Raw genomic sequence first — 17,086 nt, 5'->3', positions numbered from 1 at the left:
GTCCCCCGACCCGCCTACCCACCCGGCCAAGCCGATAGACCGCCTTCCACGACCAACCAACAAAACCACCACGGAGGGGCTCCGCCGTTGGCCGACCCGGCCGAAGGCCCGCCCTTCGCGCGATACAATGACCCCCATGAACACCCCACAGGATTCCAGCCTCGGTCGCGAGGTCAGTTACCCGTCGCAGTACGATCCCGGCCTGCTGTTTCCCATCCCGCGCAGCGGCGCCCGCGCCGAGATCGGCCTCGATGACGGCGCGCTGCCGTTCGTCGGCCATGACCGCTGGCATGCCTTCGAGCTGAGCTGGCTCGACCCGCGCGGCAAGCCGCAGGTCGCCGTCGCCACCGTGCAGGTGCCGTGCACCTCGCCGCGGCTGGTCGAATCGAAGTCGTTCAAGCTGTACCTCAACTCCCTCAACAGCACCCGTATCGACAGCGCCGAGGTACTGCGCGAACGCCTGGTGACCGATCTGTCGGCCTGCGCCGGTGCGCCGGTGCAGGTGCGGTTCGGCCTGCCGGGCCTGCGCGAGACGCCGCTCGGTGAATCCATCGACGGGCTGGACGTGGAGATCGACTGCTACGGCCCGCCGCAGGCGGACTTCCTCGCCGCCGATGCGGGCGAGGTGGTGGAGGAGACCCTGGTCTCATCGTTGCTGAAGTCCAACTGCCCGGTCACCGGCCAGCCAGACTGGGCCACGGTCAGCCTGCGTTACCGTGGGCCGAAGATCGACCGTGCCGGCCTGCTGCGCTATCTGGTCAGCTACCGTGAGCATGCGGAGTTCCACGAACAGTGCGTTGAACGGATCTTCAGTGAGGTGTCTGCGCGCTGCCAGCCGCAGTGGCTGGAAGTGGAGGCCCGCTATACCCGCCGTGGCGGTCTGGACATCAACCCCTGGCGTGCCAGCCCCGGCATCGCCGCCCCGGCTGCGACCTACCGCGAACTGCGGCAGTAACCGCCTCAGGCGGTTACGGGTAGTGCCGGCCGCTGGCCGGCAACCGCGTGGAACCCGCGTGCAGGCCAAGCCGGCCACAGCGGCCGGCACGACCGGACACCGTCTCTCCCGATTGTTCAGCCGCCCCCGGGGGCGGCTTCACATCTGCACCATCCCCATTTAACAACCTCCATGGCACCGTGCGAATCACGTAGTCATGCAGACGGGAGTTGTGGATGAGTACCGAGAAGAAAGCCGATTTCTCCGGCGTCAGTGGCAGCGTCGACAGTACCGCCGAGCAGGTGCCGAAGGCGGACTTCTCCGGCGTCAGCGCCTCGGTGGACAGCACCGCAGACGTTGTCAGCGGCGGCACCTACACCGTGCAGAAGGGTGACTCGCTGTCGAAGATCGCCAAGCAGCATCTGGGCGATGCCAATGCCTGGAAGAAGATCTTCGAAGCCAACCGCGATGTGCTTGATGACCCGGACAAGATCTTCCCGGGCCAGACCCTGAAGCTGCCGCCGAAGTAAGCCGGCCATCGAACGCCGTCCGACAATCCCTGGGAGGAACCCCGAATGATCAAGACCACCCCGCTCCAGACCGCCCTGATCGCCGCCCTGCTGGGCAGCGTTGCCTTGGTCGGTTGCAAGAAGAAAGAAGAGTCGACCGACACCAACGCCGCTCCGGCAGCGACCGCCCCGGCCGAACCTGCAGCGCCGGCGCCGATGACCGGCGCACCGCCGCCGATGGCCGAGGCCGCCGCAGTCAGCGTCTCGTCGGTCACCGTCGGCAAGACCGCCGCCGCCGACAAGTCGGTTGCGACCACGGCATTGTTCGCACCGAAGGATGACGTCATCGTCTCGGTCAAGACCGACGGCGCCGCCAACAACGTCACCGTTGGCGCGAAGCTGACCTACCAGGACGGCCAGGTGGCCGGCGAACAGAACGCCACCCTGAACACCAGCGGTGCGGAAACCACCAACGTCACGTTCAAGAATGCAAAGGGCTGGCCGGCCGGCAAGTACCGCGCCGAGGTCACCGTCGATGGCAAGGCGGCCGGAACGCCGCAGGAGTTCGAGGTCAAGTAAGTCCTGCCGACTCTCTCCCGGCAGGGCTCACGATGGACGCAGCCGCGAGGCTGCGTCCTTTTTTATTGGGCGATGCCCGCTCTGGAGGGCTACCGGGGTACGCTGAACGCAACACGGACAGGTCGGGGACGGAATGCTCAGCTGGATTGCGCTCACGCTCGCAGCGGGATCCGCGGATCTCTGGAGCTACGGCTGCGACCACTTTCTATACGGCGCCTGTCTGCGCGTGCCGACGGGCATGTCCGTGACCTACGAGGCACCTGTCGACTTTGGTCTGCACCGCGTCAGGCGCGGCGATAGGGAAGTTGCCCTGATCTACGAGGGCGATGCCCCCGAAAAGCCTGTGCCAGGAAGCACGCCGGATCTGCGCTTCACGGACGGCGGATATGCCGTGTCGGCGTATGCAAGGGCGGAAGGGCGTTCCACCCGGTACGACGTCTACGTTCGACCCGGATCCTCCGGCGCCGGGTCGCTGCACATCCGAGGCGCTGCAGCGACGGCTGATGAACTCGCCGGCCTAGCCGCCGTCGTTGGGAGATTCCGCATCTGCGACTTCCAGCGAAGCAAGCACTCACAGACATTGACCTGTCCAAGGCGTGCCGAGTGGGGGCCGCGATTGTCGGAGTGGGTCGTACGTGCCTCCACGAGCGGGAAGGCGGACTAGCCAACCAAGCTTCAGGTTCCAGGCCGGAAGCGAACCGGCGGCGCAACACAGTGGTGCAGTACCGCCGCGTATGGCGTGGCTTTGCCCCGCGCGGCTGAAAACGCGACAATGCAGGGGTTTCCCCGCCGCGCGCCCACCCTGACGGCGACGGGGGAAAGCGACACGGTTGCACGTGGCCCGGCGCTGGCGCCGGCCTTCCCCTGAGCATTGCTACAGAGTCCAAGTCCCCCATGTCCAAGATCCTCTACACGCTGACCGACGAAGCCCCGTTCCTGGCCACCCAGTCGCTGCTGCCGATCGTCGGCGCCTACACCGCCACTGCCGGCATCGTGGTGGAAACCCGTGACATCTCGCTGTCCGGCCGCATCCTGTCGCTGTTCCCGGAACTGCTCAGCGACGCGCAGAAGGTCAGCGACGACCTGGCCGAACTCGGCCAGCTGGCGACCACGCCGGATGCCAACATCATCAAGCTGCCGAACATCTCCGCCTCGGTGCCGCAGTTGAAGGCGGCCATCAAGGAACTGCAGGACCAGGGCTATCCGCTGCCGGATTACCCGGAAACCCCGGCCGACGATCAGCAGCGCGACTACAAGGCGCGCTACGACAAGGTCAAGGGCAGTGCGGTGAACCCGGTGCTGCGCGAAGGCAATTCGGACCGCCGCGCGCCGCTGTCGGTGAAGAACTACGCGCGCAAGCACCCGCACCGCATGGGCGCCTGGGCGTCGGATTCGAAGTCGCACGTCGCGCACATGGCCGCCGGTGATTTCTACGGCAGCGAGAAGTCGGCCACCCTGGCCAACGTCGGTGCGCTGAAGATCACCTTCCACGGCAAGGACGGCAGCACCGTCGTGCTGAAGGAAAAGACCGCGGTCAAGGCCGGCGAGATCGTCGATGCCGCGGTGATGAGCCGCAAGGCACTGGCCGCCTTCATCAGTGAGCAGATTGCCGATGCCAAGGCCCAGGGCGTGCTGTTCTCGCTGCACCTGAAGGCGACCATGATGAAGGTCTCCGACCCGATCATGTTCGGCGTGGCCGTCAACGAGTTCTACAAGGACGTGCTTGCCAAGCATGCCGACGTGCTCAAGCAGGCCGGTTTCGATGCCAACAACGGCATCGGTGACCTGGCTGCGCGCCTGCCGTCGCTGCCCGAAGCCACCCGCGCTGCGATCGAAGCCGACCTGGCTGCCGAGTACGCACAGCGCCCGGGCGTGGCCATGGTCAACTCGGACAAGGGCATCACCAACCTGCATGTGCCGAGCGACGTGATCGTCGACGCCTCGATGCCGGCGATGATCCGCGACTCCGGCAAGATGTGGAACGCTGAAGGCAAGCTGCAGGACACCAAGGCCGTCATTCCGGACCGCTGCTACGCCGGCGTGTACCAGGCGGTCATCGACGACTGCAAGGCGCACGGCGCCTTCGACCCGGCCACCATGGGCTCGGTGCCGAACGTCGGCCTGATGGCGCAGAAGGCCGAAGAGTACGGCTCGCACGACAAGACCTTCCAGATTGCCGCCGATGGCGTGGTCAAGGTCACCGACGACGCCGGCACCGTGGTGTTCGAACACGCCGTGGAAGCCGGTGACATCTGGCGCATGTGCCAGACCAAGGACGCGCCGATCCAGGACTGGGTGAAACTGGCCGTCGAACGCGCCCGCCTGAGCAGCACCCCGGCCGTGTTCTGGCTGGACGCCGCCCGCGCCCACGACGCGCAGGTCATCGCCAAGGTCGAGCAGTATCTGAAGGACCACGACACCAACGGCCTGGACATCCGCATCCTGCCGCCGGTGGAAGCCACCGCGTTCTCGCTGGACCGCATCCGCAAGGGCGAGGACACCATCTCGGTGACTGGCAACGTGCTGCGCGACTACCTGACCGACCTGTTCCCGATCATGGAGCTGGGCACCAGCGCCAAGATGCTGTCGATCGTGCCGCTGATGGCCGGTGGTGGCCTGTTCGAGACCGGCGCCGGTGGTTCGGCCCCGAAGCACGTGCAGCAGTTTGTTGAAGAGGACTACCTGCGCTGGGATTCGCTGGGTGAGTTCCTGGCCCTGGCCGCGTCGCTGGAACACCTGGGCAACCGCTACGACAACGCTGCCGCCCGCGTGCTGGCCAAGGCGCTGGACGAAGCCAACGGCCAGTTCCTGGACAACGACAAGTCGCCGTCGCGCAAGCTGGGTGGCATCGACAACCGTGGCAGCCACTTCTACATCGCGCTGTACTGGGCGCAGGCGCTGGCCGCGCAGGACGAAGATGCTGCGCTGAAGGCACGCTTCGCCCCGCTGGCCAAGGCGCTGACCGACAACGAGCAGAAGATCGTCGAAGAGCTGATCGCCGTGCAGGGCAAGGCAGTGGACATCGGCGGCTACTACCGTCCGGACGTGGCCAAGGCCAGCAAGGCGATGCGCCCGAGCGCGACCTTCAACGCCGCGCTGGAGCAGCTGCGCGGCTGATCCACTGCCGTTCGGCCGTGATACCGAAACCCGCGCCTAGGCGCGGGTTTCTTTTTTTTCGGCTCGGAATCTGACCCCCATTCGACCCGCATCCAGAACCGTGACATCCGTCGACTGTCGGAATGCCGTCAATGAGGCATGAAACTTGCCCGCGATGGCCGTCGCATAACCGATAAGAGTGGTTCTGCCACCGCCCTCGATCTGAGCAGTCGATCACGACGGCCGCCGTTGGCGATGCCCTAGCCTTGGCGACGCGAGACCACCGGGGAGGTGGTCGCTCGGGGATCACGGATGGCACGCGTGCTGGTGGTGGGAACCGACATCCAGGGCGAGCAGGCCCTGCTGCAGCGGCTGCGCGTGGCATCGGCCCTGCCGGACGGCCAGATCCGCCGCAGCCAGGACCTGGACGATTGCGACCTGCTGGTCATCCGCGATACGCCGGCGCTGCGCAACGCGGCCCAGCGCATGCGCCAGCAGCACCCGCGATTACAGTGCTGGATCGAAGATATCGGCGGCCAGCTGCGTGATGGCGACGGGCACCAGGATGTGCTTGACGATGGTGCCATCGGCCGCGCGCTGCGCCGCATGCAGTTGGCACCGGAGTCCATGGCCATGCACGCACCCGCACCGATCCGCCTGGCCGATGGCGCGCACGCCATCACCCGCCTGCTGCGCGAGCGGCTGCCTTTGAGGCAAGGGCAGGCATTGTTGAGTGATGCAGGCGAGCCATTGCTGCTGATGGACCTGGAGCATGACCAGGCCGTGCTGTTGCAGGAGCCCGCGAGCGCGCTGGTGGAGCGCCTGGCCGATGCCTTCGAACGCCTGCAGCTGGATGCACTGACACCGGCGCGCCTGCAGGCGCTGGGTGGTGAGCGACCACGCCAGCCGCTGCGGCCGCTGTTATGGCAATGGGCGCAACGCAGCCGCCATTGGCAGGCACTGGACGAACGCCTGCGCGGCGCCTCGGTGAAGCTGCTGCGCTGGCCGGATTTCCGCGTACTGGGTCACGACCACGATGGTTTCCGCCTGTGCTCGCTGCTGCTCAAGCGCGCGTGCACGGTTGACGAGTGTGCGATGCTGCTGGAACTGCCTGCAGCGGCGGTGCGCGATTTCATCCATGCCGCCTACCTGTGCGGTTACGCGCAGCTGCAGCCCGCCCCGGCGACGCCGATGATGGCGACAGGTGGCATCCGCACCGACAACGGGTTGCTTGCCCGCCTGTGGCGGCACCTGCGCGGGAGCGAGCGCAATGCGTGAGCACAAGGTGGTGGTGCTGGGCGGCATGGGCAGCGGCAAGTCGACGCTGGTGCGCAGCATCGCCAGGGGTGCGGTGATCGACACGGATGTGGCCAACAGTGATCGCCTCGGTGCCGACAAGGCTTCCACCACGGTCGCGCTGGACTATGCAGACATCGACCTGCCCAATGGCGAGCGCCTGCGTCTCTATGGAACGCCCGGGCAACAGCGCTTCGATTTCCTGTGGCCGATCCTGCTGCAGGGTGCGCGTGGCGCGGTGCTGCTGCTGGACGCGCGCCGTGCCGGGTTGGCCAGCGAGCTGGAGGACTACCTGCAGGTGCTGCAGCCGTTCGCATCTTCCTTGGCACTGGTGGTGGCGGTGACCCATCTCGACCAGGCACCACAGGCCGCGCTGGATGACTGGGCCACCCGTGCCTGCCTCGATGACCAGCCGCTGCCGCTACTGGCCGTGGATACCCGCGACCGCGAACAGGGATTGCTGCTGATGGACTTACTGATGAGCGAAATGGAAGCGCACGCACTGGTGGCGGCGCATGGCTGACGGGCAGATGGCGGTGCTGCCCGATGCCGGCCAGCGTGAGCGCCTGCAGCCGCTGCTGCAGGACCTGCAGCAGCGGGTGGAAGGCGTGCGCACGGTGGTGCTGGCCAGTGTCGATGGCTTCGCCCTGGTCAGTGCCGGGGCCGAAGGGCGCGGCGAACGGCTGGCAGCGATGACCAGCGCGATGCTGGCACTGGCTGCAGCGGTCGGGCGCGAACTGGTGCTGGGCGATCTGCAGACACTGATGCTGGAAGCCGCAGGCGGCAAGGTGCTGATGCTGGCGATCCAGGCCGACGGGCGTGCACCACTCCTGCTGATGGCGGCCTGCGACCAGCGCAGCGTGATCGGCCAGGTGCTGTGGCAGAGCAGGGAATGTGGCCAGGCGATCCTGGCCGAACTCGGCGGATCGTGAGCCCGGCCGCAGGGGAACGAGGGGCTCGAACCAACATCGACAAGGGGTGCGACGTGGCTGGATTGAATGAATCGTTGAACGCACTGATGGGCATCGACGGCGCGCAGGCGGTGGCGCTGGTTGACTACGAAAGCGGCATGCTGCTGGGCGAAGCCGGTGCCGGCATGGACATGGAAGTGGCCGCCGCCGGCAACACCGAAGTGATCCGCGCCAAGATGAAGACCGCCGCGTCGCTGAACCTCAACGACAGCATTGAGGACATCCTGATCTCGCTGGGCAAGGCCTACCACATCATGCGCCCGGTGGCGAAGAAGAAGGGCCTGTTCTTCTACATCGTGCTGGACCGCACCAAGTCCAACCTGGCGCTGGCCCGGCGCAAGGTGCAGGACGTGGAGGCCGAACTGGCGATCTGAGCCGCCGGCTCTTGTAGAGTCGAGCTTGCTCGACTGCTTCTGCCCCTGCCTTCTGTAGAGTCGAGCCATGCTCGACTTCGGCCGAAAGCAGTCGAGCATGGCTCGACTCTACACAAGTCACCCCACGCCGGCGTATGGTGGATGCCCGTCTCCCTGCCGAGCCGTGCATGTCCCAGCCTGACATCGCTGCCGAACTCGCGCCGCGTATCGCCGGCGCCATCCGCGATGGTTTCGAGCAGTACCACGCCCGCTTTGCGGCAATCACCGCCCGTGCACGGCTGCGTTTCGAGCAGCGCGACTGGGCCGGTGCGCGTCAGGATGCGGTCGAGCGCATCGCCCTGTACGACCTGTGCATTGCCGAGCAGATGGATGCGCTGCGTCGCCTCGCCGGTGACGCGATCGGCGAGCGCGCGTTGTGGCTGCAGGTGCACGCCCAGTACAGCGCGCTGCTGCAGGGCCTGATCGACGCCGAGCTGTACAAGACCTTCTACAACACGCTGTCGCGGCGCCTGTTTGCTACCCGCGGCGTGGACCCGGCGCTGGAATTCATTGCTTTCGACGTCGAGCCATCCGATGCCATCACCCATCCGGTGGCACGGCATACCTATGCGGTCTCGCCGACGCGGCCGGTGGAGGCGTTGCAGCGGGTGCTGGCCGACTATCGCTTCGACATCCCCTATGCGCACCAGCTGCGCTGCGCCGCGGCCATCGTGGTGCGCCTGCAGGATGATCTGGCCCACTGGGGTGACACGCCGGTACGCAGCATCGAGCTGCTCGACACCGTGTTCTACCGCGAGCGCCGCGCCTACCTGGTCGGTCGCGTGTTCGGCGAGCATCGCTTTTCGCCGTGCGTCATTGCCCTGGTCAACGACGAGCGTGGCCTGCGTGCCGATGCAGTGCTGACCCGTCGTCGCGATGTCGCCCACCTGTTCGGCGTGTCGCGCAGTTATTTCCAGGCCGACCTCGCCACGGTGGGTGACGCGGTGGTGTTCCTGCGCAGCCTGCTGCCGGGCAAGCCCATCGATGAGATCTACACGGTGCTGGGCCGCGCCAAGCAGGGAAAGACCGAGCGCTACCGCACCTTCTTCCGCCACTTCAATGAGCATCCGCAGGAGCGGCTGGTGCACGCCGAAGGCACGCCGGGCATGGTCATGGCGGTGTTCACCCTGCCCAGCTACCCACTGGTATTCAAGCTGATCCGCGACCGTTTCGCCTGGCCCAAGGCGATGTCGCGGCAGCAGGTGGAAGAAAAGTACGCGCTGGTGTTCAACCTTGATCGTGTCGGCCGCCTGCTCGATGCACAGCCCTATCGTCATCTGCGCTTCCCGCGCGAGCGCTTCGCGCCGGCCCTGCTGGGTGAACTGCAGCAGCAGTGTGCGCAGAGCGTGCGCGTCGATGGCGACCAGGTGGAGGTTTCACTTTGCTACGTGCAGCGCCGCTTCCGTCCATTGAACCTGTATCTGCGCGAGCAGGGAGGCGAAGCCGTGCGCGCGGCGGTGCTCGACTACGCTCAGGCCATCACCGACATGGCGCGCAACAACATCTTCCCCGGTGACATGCTGCCGAAGAACTTCGGCGTATCGAGGCATGGTCGGGCCGTGTTCTACGACTATGACGAGCTGTGCCTGGTCAGCGACTGCGTGTTCCGCGCGTGGCCGCAGCCGCGTACGCCGGAGGAGGCCATGGCCGACGAGCCTTGGTTCCATGTCGGTCCGCGCGATGTGTTCCCGGAGCGCTTCGGCCCGTTCATGGGCCTGCCGGCGAGCGAGTTGGCCGCGGTGCGCGAGCACTACCCGCACCTGTTCGATCCGGGCTGGTGGCAGGGCCTGCAGGAACGCTTCGCCCGTGGTGATTATCCGGATACGCCGCCCTACGCGACGGCCCATCGCCTGGCCTGAACGGATTGGCGTGAACCGCCTGCCGGTCCGGTCCGGACTGCGGTACGCTCGGCGCTGACTTCATCACCACGGATCCGGCAATGATGCGTTCCCCCCTGTTCCTTGCGCTGGCCCTGGCGTTCTCCGCCGGTGCCCCCCTGCTGCCAGCCGATGCCGTCGCCCAGAACGCGCGCGCCGTGCGCGCCACGGCCGAAATGAGCATGGCACTGTCGGGCAGTATCGACGTCGCGGCCGACGGTTCGGTCAGCAAGCTGGTCCTGGACCAGCGGGCAATGCTCGCACCAGGCATCGCGTCGTTCGTGGAGGGCGCCATCCGTGGCTGGCAGTTCGAGCCGACCCTGCACGATGGCAAGCCGGTGGCCGTCCACGCGCCACTGCGGGTTCGCCTGCGTGGCAAGGAGCAGAACGACGGCAGCTACCAGATCAGCATGACCAGTGTTGATTTCAGTGAATATGATCCGAAGGCTACCGATTCGGTGACCCAGAAGCACACGCCGGCACCGCGCTATCCCGAGGATGTTTTCCGCAATGGCGGGCAGGGTGACGTGCTGCTGCTGGTCAAGGTGGCCCGCGACGGCACCGTGGCCGACGTCATTGCCGAACAGGTGAACATGACCGTCGTAGCGCCGGAGAGGACCATGGCCAAGATGCGCGACCTACTCGCCAAGGCCAGCATCGGCGGCGCGCGCAAGTGGACCTTCGTCCCCCCGACCACCGGCGAGGACAGCACGCTGGATTCCTGGACCGTGCGTGTGCCGGTCACCTTCGCCCTGAACAACAGCGACAACGGCCAGCCGGAACGCTATGGCCGCTGGCGTGCCTTCATCCCCGGCCCGCGCCAGGCGGCACCGTGGCGCAAGCCGGACGCTATCGAACAGGCGGGCAGTGATCTGCTACCGGCCGGGGGCGTGTACATGGTCGATGGCACCCAGCGCGGCCTGCGCCTGCTGACGCCGCTGGCCCAGCGCTGAGCCCGCTGCGGTGAAGCGGTCGGCCAGGCCGGTCGCTTCTCAGTCCGCGTACGGGTAGACCACCACCCGGTTGCGGCCCTGTTCCTTGGCCATGTACAGCGCCTTGTCGGCCAGCCGCAGCGCCTGCTCGGCATCGACATGGAAGCTCGGGAAGTGGGCCACGCCCAGCGACACGGTGATGGTGCCGACCGGTTCGAACGGATGATCGGCGATGTGCTGGCGCAGGCGCTCGCCAGCGTGGCGCGCCGAGTCGGTACTGATGCCCGGCAGCAGCAGCAGGAATTCCTCGCCACCGGCGCGGCAGAGCAGGTCGCTGTCGCGCGAGTAGCGGCGCATCTGGTCAGCAATGTGGACGATGGCGTTGTCGCCGACGTCATGCCCGTAACTGTCGTTGATCGACTTGAAGCGATCGATGTCCAGCGCAAGGATCGCGAACGGGATGCCCTGCACCTGCAGCGCATCCAGCGCCTGCTGCAGGCCGCGACGGTTGAGCAGGCCGGTCAGCGGGTCGGTACGGCTGGCACGGTTGAGCGTGCCGATACGATCCTGCAGGGCGTTGAAGCTGTGCAGCACCGCCTGCTTGAGCTGGGCAACCTCGAAGTACCACGCGCGGATGCCGCTGACGTGGTTGATCGCGTTGCCGGTGTCCTCGCCCCCCTGCACGTTGCGCGCCAGCTGCCACAGCGGCATCGAAATGCGGCGCGCGAACCACCAGGTGACCAGCAGCGACAGCAGGCCGAGCGGAATCGCATTCCAGATCACCGCGGTCATCAGCCGCGACAATGGCTGCAGGGTGGCCTCGGTCGGGCGCTGCGCGATGATACCCCAGCCGGTGGCCGTTACCGGTGCGTAGCCGGCCAGCATCGAAACGCCCAGGTTGTTGCGCACCTGCTGCGCACCGCGTTCACCGCGTACCACCGCCTTCACCGCCGGGTTGCCAACCACGTAGTCACCCACGCGCTTGCCATCGGCGTGGTACAGCAGGCGGCCATTGCGGTCCACCACGTATAGATAGGAACCGTCGCGGTAGTAGTGCTTGCCCAGCAGCGTGTGCAGTGCGCTGCGCTGGCGTAGGTACAGCGTGCCGCTTACATAGCCGCGATAGCGGCCCTGGCGGTCGAAGATCGGGTGCGACAGCGACACCAGCAGCTTGCCGGTGGCCGACTGGTAGGGATCGCTGATCATCGGCTGGCGCGCTGCAAGTGCTGCGTTGTTGCCGACACTGTGCAGCACCTCACCCTGCAGCTGCAGGGTCTGTGGCGAGGTGGCGATCACCAGGCCGTCGGCGTCCACCACCAGCGAGGAGTTGAAGCTGCTGGACTGCAGCTGAAGGCGGCTGGCTTCATCCTGGGCCTGCTTCGGATCAAGGTCGTCCTCACCCAGGCGGGTCGCGGCATAGGCCAGCTGCTGCTGTGCGGCCAGCAGGAAGTTCTGGGTGGTCTCTGCCAGTTTGGTGGCATAGACGCGGTTGGCTTCCAGTGTGTTGCCGACCAGCTGGTCCCGCTGCACGCGATAGCTGGCCAGCAGAGTGTTGGCCAGGGCGATGATGGCGCTGAGCAGGGCCAAGGCGAGGATCAGCTTGCCCAGGTTGAGGCGGGGAGACAGCGTTCGCATGCGTCGACGGATCCGGCAGGAGGCTGGACCCGACCGGTTCTCCGGAAGGGGCGACAGCGGGAATCGGTGGCCGGGCCCACGGGGGCCGGGCAGGGTATCGCGCGGATTATCGCCAAAAGCGGGCGCCAGCGAAGTGAAGTGCGTCGCCCTGCAGGCAAAAAAAAACCTGCCGCAGCGAGCGGCAGGTTTCTTCCGATGCAGCGCCGGGGTCAGCGCTTCATCGAACCGAAGAACTCGTCGTTGGACTTGGTGTTCTTCATCTTGTCGAGCAGGAACTCCATCGCGGCCATTTCATCCATCGGATGCAGCAGCTTGCGCAGGATCCAGATCTTCTGCAGCAGTTCCGGTTCGATCAGCAGGTCTTCTCGGCGGGTGCCGGAACGGTTGATGTCGATGGCCGGGAACACGCGCTTTTCAGCGATGCGGCGGCTCAGGTGCACTTCGCTGTTGCCGGTGCCCTTGAACTCTTCGTAGATCACCTCGTCCATCTTCGAGCCGGTGTCGACCAGCGCGGTAGCGATGATGGTCAGGCTGCCGCCTTCTTCCACGTTGCGCGCGGCACCGAAGAAGCGCTTCGGGCGGTGCAGGGCGTTGGCGTCCACACCACCGGTCAGCACCTTGCCCGAGCTCGGCACCACGTTGTTGTAGGCGCGGGCCAGGCGGGTGATCGAGTCGAGCAGGATCACCACGTCCTTCTTGTGCTCGACCAGGCGCTTGGCGCGCTCGATGACCATTTCGGCCACCTGCACGTGGCGCGCGGCCGGCTCGTCGAAGGTCGAGCTGATGACTTCGCCGCGCACGGTGCGCTGCATTTCGGTCACTTCTTCCGGGCGCTCGTCGATCAGCAGCACGATCAGGTGCACGTCCGGATGGTTGGTGGTGATGGCGGTGGCGACCTGCTGCATCATCATGGTCTTGCCGGCCTTCGGCTGCGACACGATGAGCGAGCGCTGGCCCTTGCCCTGCGGTGCCATCAGGTCGAGGATGCGGCCGGTGATGTCTTCCGACGAACCGTTGCCACGCTCCAGGGTGAAGCGGCGGCGCGGGAACAGCGCTGTCAGGTTCTCGAACAGCACCTTGTTCTTCGACGCTTCGATCGGCTCACCGTTGATGGTGTCGACGATGTTCAGCGCGAAGTAGCGCTCGCCGTCCTTCGGGAAGCGGATGCGGCCGGAGATGTGGTCACCGGTGCGCAGGTTGAAGCGGCGGATCTGGCTGGGCGAGATGTAGGTGTCGTCCGGGCCGGCCAGGTAGCTGGCTTCGGCCGCGCGCAGGAAGCCGAAGCCGTCCGGCAGGATTTCCAGCACGCCATCGGCGGCGACGCCGTCACCGTGGCGGGTCAGCACCTTCAGCAGGGCGAAGATCACATCCTGCTTGCGGGCGCGCGCCACGCCTTCGGAGATCTGCAGCTGCTCGGCGATTTCCAGCAGCTTCTGCGCCGGCATGCGCTTGAGGTCGCTCAGCGAGTAGACCGGGAAGCCCTCAGGCACGTTGGCGTGCGGGCGCGGCACGAACGGCTGCTGCTCGCCGCCATCGTTGGGCAGGCCGTCGTCGCGGAAGCGGTTGTTGCGGTCACGGTCGCGGCGGTTGCGGAAGCGGTCGCGGCGGTTGCCCTGACCTTGCCCCTGGCCCTGGCCCTGCTGGCCGTTCTGGTTGTACGGGTTCTGGCCCTGGTTCTGGCCACCGCCCTGGGGGTTCTGCTGGCGCGGCTGGCCGGATTCGCGACCCTCACCGCCTTCGCCGCCGCCACTGCTGGCAGGGGCCTCGGCGGCGGGCGCGCTCGGTGCGGGGGCGGCTGCAGCCGGTGCCGGCGCTTCGGGCGCGGCGGCCAGCGGCAGGGTCGGCTGCGCCGGAGCGGCGCTGGTTTCGGCGGCTGACGGAGCGGCAGCCTTGGCTACGCGGGGCTTGCGCACGCGCTTTTCGGCGGGCGCATCGGCGCTGCCGGTTTCGGAAGTGTTATCGGACAAGAGCGTTATTCCTCGCTTGAAGGTGCGAGCGCCCGGCTGGGGCGGCGAACGTTGGGAATGGGTCTGGAAGAAACTGCGTCCAGAGGGTGCGGCACGCGAACGCGGCCGGATATGCCGACACTATCATCGGCCTGCGGCGCCGTGCAAGGGTCACCGGGAACAACATTCATCATGGGCGCGGGGCGCCCCGCCGGCAGCCGTGGTCCACGGCTGCCGGGGAACAGCAGGATCAGGCCAGGGCCTTGTCCAGCAGGCCGGCCAGCTGGGCCTTGCCCACCGCACCGATCTGCTCGCCGACCTTCTCGCCGTCCTTGAACACGACCAGGTACGGGATCGAACGCACGTGGTACTTGGCGGCCAGCGCGCGGTTGTGGTCGACGTTGACCTTGGCGATCTTGGCGCGGCCCTGGTAGGCATCGGCCAGCTCGTCCAGCGCCGGGGCGATCATCTTGCAGGGGCCACACCACTCGGCCCAGAAATCGACCAGCACCGGTTCCTTGGAATTCAGCACTGCGCTATCAAAGTCGGCGTCGCCGACATGTACAACCTTGTCGCTCATCTTGGTTTCTCGTCTTGGATTGCACCCGGCCATGCCGGAGGTGGGTGAACTGGGCCATGCCCGGTGGCGCGACCCTCGTCGTTGCCTCGCGGCGCACTGCCGCGGTGCGTTCGGCGGGATGCCTGGACGCTCACGGCCGGAAGTGTACCCCTATCGCAGGGCAGGGACAGGCGCCGGCTGGAACCCAGCGTATCGTGATCGCTTCGATGCCCGGTATGTGTCGGATTTCACTGTCTTCCTGTAGATGGGGCTGGCAGTGGGCGACACCAGCGGCCCTGGCCGGGCCGTTCAAGTCCGGTGTGGTTGGGTGAAGGTCGCCGTCTCTTTGTCTTATGAGACGGGTCATTCCGGTTTGCTGGCCCGAGTGCGTTAAACTGGGGCATTGTGCGGCGCGCGGACCGGGTGGTCCCAGCCTGCCAACCCGCCGCAGGGGCCGCAGTTTGCGACGGTGCCCCTAGACGATGAAGTGCCAGCCGCCCTACGGGCCGGCGGCCATACCAAGACGGACACATGAGCGACAAACCGCTGACCGATTTGACCTTCTCCTCCTTCGAGCTGCATCCGGCCCTGCAGGCCGGCCTTGAAGGAGCCGGATTCACCCGCTGCACGCCGATCCAGGCGCTGACCCTGCCGGTCGCGCTGCCCGGTGGTGATGTTGCCGGCCAGGCCCAGACCGGCACCGGCAAGACCCTGGCCTTCCTGGTCGCTGTCGTGAACCGCCTGCTGACGCGTCCGGCCCTGGCTGACCGCAAGCCGGAAGATCCGCGCGCGCTGATCCTCGCCCCGACCCGCGAACTGGCCATCCAGATCCACAAGGATGCAGTGAAGTTCGGCTCCGACCTGGGCCTGCGTTTCGCGCTGGTCTACGGCGGCGTGGATTACGACAAGCAGCGCGAACTGCTGCAGCAGGGCGTGGACGTGATCATCGCCACCCCGGGCCGCCTGATCGACTACGTGAAGCAGCACAAGGTGGTATCGCTGCACGCCTGCGAGATCTGCGTGCTGGACGAAGCCGACCGCATGTTCGACCTGGGCTTCATCAAGGACATCCGCTTCCTGCTGCGCCGCATGCCCGAGCGCACCACCCGCCAGACCCTGCTGTTCAGTGCCACCCTCAGCCACCGCGTGCTGGAGCTGGCCTACGAGCACATGAACGAACCGCAGAAGCTGGTGGTTGAAGCCGAGACCATCACCGCCGCGCGCGTGCGCCAGCGCATCTATTTCCCGGCCGACGACGAGAAGATTCCGTTGCTGCTGGGCCTGCTGTCGCGCAGCGAAGGCGCGCGCACCATGGTCTTCGTCAACACCAAGGTGTTCGTCGAACGCGTTGCCCGTTCGCTGGAAAAGGCCGGCTACCGTGTCGGCGTGCTGTCCGGCGACGTGCCGCAGAAGAAGCGCGAGAGCCTGCTCAACCGCTTCCAGAAGGGCCAGCTGGAAATCCTGGTGGCCACCGACGTGGCCGCGCGCGGCCTGCACATCGATGGCATCAAGTACGTCTACAACTACGACCTGCCGTTCGACGCCGAAGACTACGTGCACCGCATCGGCCGCACCGCGCGCCTGGGCGAAGAAGGTGATGCGATCAGCTTCGCCTGCGAACGCTACGCCATGGGCCTGCCGGACATCGAGGCCTACATCGAGCAGAAGATTCCGTCCGAGCCGGTCACCAAGGAACTGTTGACCCCGCTGCCGCGCCCGGAACGCCCGGCTCCGGCTGCAGGCGAGGAAGGCGAGGACAACGAAAGCGTCGGCCAGATCTTCCGCGAAGCGCGCGAAGCCCGTGCCGCCGAGGAAGAGCGTCGGGGCGGTGGCCGTAGTGGTGGCCGTTCCGGCGGTGGTGGTGGCCGTGGTGGCCGTGACGGTGAGCGCAGCGGCGAACGCCGCTCGCGTGGCCCGCGCAAGCCGCGCGTGGAAGGCGAGCAGGGCGCTGCCGCCCCGGCCGCCGGCGCCGAAGGTGCCACCGCCCAGGCTCCGCGTCCGCCGCGCCCGCCGCGTGCCGAAGGCGCACCGGAAGGTGCGGTGGACGGCGAGCACAAGCCGCGCAAGCGCCGTCGTCGTCGCCATGGCCGTCCGGTCGAAGGTGCCGAGGGCGTGCAGAGCGCCGCCGGCAATGGCGCCAGCCCGGTCACCCCGGTGCAGGTGGTGGCCAAGCCGGTGCGTACGGCTGCCGATACTGGCGATTCGTTCCTGACCCGCATTGGCCGCAAGATCCGCCGGATGCTGTCGGGCAGCTAAGCCGGTGGCACCCGACCGTTGGTCGGGTGGCTTGAAGGGCGTGCCGACCAACGGTCGGCACCCACCGTCTCCACGACGTCGCG

General features: G+C 66.9%; 14 protein-coding genes. 11 read left to right on the top strand and 3 right to left on the bottom strand.

All coding sequences use genetic code 11. The annotated features are described in order from the left end of the window. Positions 1-136: 136 nt before the first annotated feature. The 10 genes from queF to N5J73_RS11610 all read left to right on the top strand — a co-directional run bounded on the left by queF (position 137) and on the right by N5J73_RS11610 (position 10,628). Complete coding sequence (gene queF, locus N5J73_RS11655) at positions 137-955, top strand: NADPH-dependent 7-cyano-7-deazaguanine reductase QueF (protein ID WP_164078587.1); 819 nt, start codon at positions 137-139, stop codon at positions 953-955. Between the two features lie 215 nt (positions 956-1,170). Then, positions 1,171-1,464 carry a LysM peptidoglycan-binding domain-containing protein gene (locus N5J73_RS11650; RefSeq protein ID WP_005419771.1) on the top strand — a complete coding sequence of 98 codons (294 nt, stop codon included), beginning with the start codon at positions 1,171-1,173 and terminating at the stop codon, positions 1,462-1,464. A gap of 45 nt (positions 1,465-1,509) precedes the next feature. Further along, positions 1,510-2,022: a hypothetical protein gene (locus tag N5J73_RS11645; RefSeq protein WP_049446756.1), complete on the top strand. Its 513-nt coding sequence runs from the start codon at positions 1,510-1,512 to the stop codon at positions 2,020-2,022. Between the two features lie 894 nt (positions 2,023-2,916). Continuing rightward, positions 2,917-5,139, top strand: a complete 2,223-nt coding sequence (locus N5J73_RS11640) for an NADP-dependent isocitrate dehydrogenase (protein ID WP_164078586.1) — start codon at positions 2,917-2,919, stop codon at positions 5,137-5,139. A 291-nt stretch (positions 5,140-5,430) separates the two neighbouring features. After that, positions 5,431-6,396, top strand: coding sequence for a hypothetical protein (locus N5J73_RS11635; RefSeq protein WP_049446751.1), 966 nt, complete (start codon positions 5,431-5,433; stop codon positions 6,394-6,396). Further along, positions 6,389-6,937: an ATP/GTP-binding protein gene (locus tag N5J73_RS11630; protein WP_049446749.1), complete on the top strand. Its 549-nt coding sequence runs from the start codon at positions 6,389-6,391 to the stop codon at positions 6,935-6,937. Before N5J73_RS11635 ends, N5J73_RS11630 begins: the two co-directional genes overlap by 8 nt. Then, positions 6,930-7,346, top strand: a complete 417-nt coding sequence (locus tag N5J73_RS11625) for a roadblock/LC7 domain-containing protein (RefSeq protein WP_049446748.1) — start codon at positions 6,930-6,932, stop codon at positions 7,344-7,346. The genes N5J73_RS11630 and N5J73_RS11625 overlap by 8 nt, the downstream gene beginning before the upstream one ends. Positions 7,347-7,399: 53 nt before the next feature. Further along, positions 7,400-7,759 (top strand): hypothetical protein, encoded by a 360-nt coding sequence (locus N5J73_RS11620; protein WP_005419760.1) that lies wholly within the window; start codon positions 7,400-7,402, stop codon positions 7,757-7,759. Between the two features lie 167 nt (positions 7,760-7,926). Continuing rightward, positions 7,927-9,657 (top strand): bifunctional isocitrate dehydrogenase kinase/phosphatase, encoded by a 1,731-nt coding sequence (gene aceK / locus N5J73_RS11615; protein WP_049446746.1) that lies wholly within the window; start codon positions 7,927-7,929, stop codon positions 9,655-9,657. Positions 9,658-9,737: 80 nt separating this feature from the next. Continuing rightward, complete coding sequence (locus N5J73_RS11610; RefSeq protein ID WP_049446745.1) at positions 9,738-10,628, top strand: TonB-dependent receptor; 891 nt, start codon at positions 9,738-9,740, stop codon at positions 10,626-10,628. 39 nt (positions 10,629-10,667) lie between these two features. Here N5J73_RS11610 and N5J73_RS11605 read toward each other — a convergent pair whose 3' ends face one another. From N5J73_RS11605 to trxA, 3 genes are all read right to left on the bottom strand, one after another. Then, positions 10,668-12,242: a sensor domain-containing diguanylate cyclase gene (locus N5J73_RS11605; protein ID WP_049446743.1), complete on the bottom strand. Its 1,575-nt coding sequence runs from the start codon at positions 12,240-12,242 to the stop codon at positions 10,668-10,670. A 209-nt stretch (positions 12,243-12,451) separates the two neighbouring features. Continuing rightward, positions 12,452-14,209, bottom strand: a complete 1,758-nt coding sequence (gene rho, locus N5J73_RS11600; protein WP_049446741.1) for a transcription termination factor Rho — start codon at positions 14,207-14,209, stop codon at positions 12,452-12,454. Between the two features lie 229 nt (positions 14,210-14,438). Continuing rightward, positions 14,439-14,768 carry a thioredoxin gene (gene trxA, locus N5J73_RS11595; protein ID WP_005411275.1) on the bottom strand — a complete coding sequence of 110 codons (330 nt, stop codon included), beginning with the start codon at positions 14,766-14,768 and terminating at the stop codon, positions 14,439-14,441. A 510-nt stretch (positions 14,769-15,278) separates the two neighbouring features. Between trxA and rhlB the strand changes: the two genes are divergently transcribed. After that, the gene (gene rhlB / locus N5J73_RS11590; protein ID WP_049446740.1) at positions 15,279-17,003 is read left to right on the top strand and encodes an ATP-dependent RNA helicase RhlB; all 1,725 of its coding nucleotides are present in this window, start codon (positions 15,279-15,281) and stop codon (positions 17,001-17,003) included. Positions 17,004-17,086: the final 83 nt, after the last annotated feature.

Source organism: Stenotrophomonas sp. GD03654, assembly GCF_029845105.1.
GTDB classification, from domain to species: domain Bacteria; phylum Pseudomonadota; class Gammaproteobacteria; order Xanthomonadales; family Xanthomonadaceae; genus Stenotrophomonas; species Stenotrophomonas africana.
Note: the sequence above shows the minus strand (reverse complement) of the source record. Positions and strands in the feature narration are given on the sequence as shown.

Coding starts and splice junctions, on each gene's coding strand:
- N5J73_RS11645 (WP_049446756.1), top strand. CDS start 1,510: ATGATCAAGACCACCCCGCTCCAGACCGCCCTGATCGCCGCCCTGCTG.
- N5J73_RS11640 (WP_164078586.1), top strand. CDS start 2,917: ATGTCCAAGATCCTCTACACGCTGACCGACGAAGCCCCGTTCCTGGCC.
- queF (WP_164078587.1), top strand. CDS start 137: ATGAACACCCCACAGGATTCCAGCCTCGGTCGCGAGGTCAGTTACCCG.
- N5J73_RS11625 (WP_049446748.1), top strand. CDS start 6,930: ATGGCTGACGGGCAGATGGCGGTGCTGCCCGATGCCGGCCAGCGTGAG.
- N5J73_RS11610 (WP_049446745.1), top strand. CDS start 9,738: ATGATGCGTTCCCCCCTGTTCCTTGCGCTGGCCCTGGCGTTCTCCGCC.
- N5J73_RS11650 (WP_005419771.1), top strand. CDS start 1,171: ATGAGTACCGAGAAGAAAGCCGATTTCTCCGGCGTCAGTGGCAGCGTC.
- N5J73_RS11630 (WP_049446749.1), top strand. CDS start 6,389: ATGCGTGAGCACAAGGTGGTGGTGCTGGGCGGCATGGGCAGCGGCAAG.
- rhlB (WP_049446740.1), top strand. CDS start 15,279: ATGAGCGACAAACCGCTGACCGATTTGACCTTCTCCTCCTTCGAGCTG.
- trxA (WP_005411275.1), bottom strand. CDS start 14,768: ATGAGCGACAAGGTTGTACATGTCGGCGACGCCGACTTTGATAGCGCA.
- N5J73_RS11635 (WP_049446751.1), top strand. CDS start 5,431: ATGGCACGCGTGCTGGTGGTGGGAACCGACATCCAGGGCGAGCAGGCC.
- aceK (WP_049446746.1), top strand. CDS start 7,927: ATGTCCCAGCCTGACATCGCTGCCGAACTCGCGCCGCGTATCGCCGGC.
- N5J73_RS11605 (WP_049446743.1), bottom strand. CDS start 12,242: ATGCGAACGCTGTCTCCCCGCCTCAACCTGGGCAAGCTGATCCTCGCC.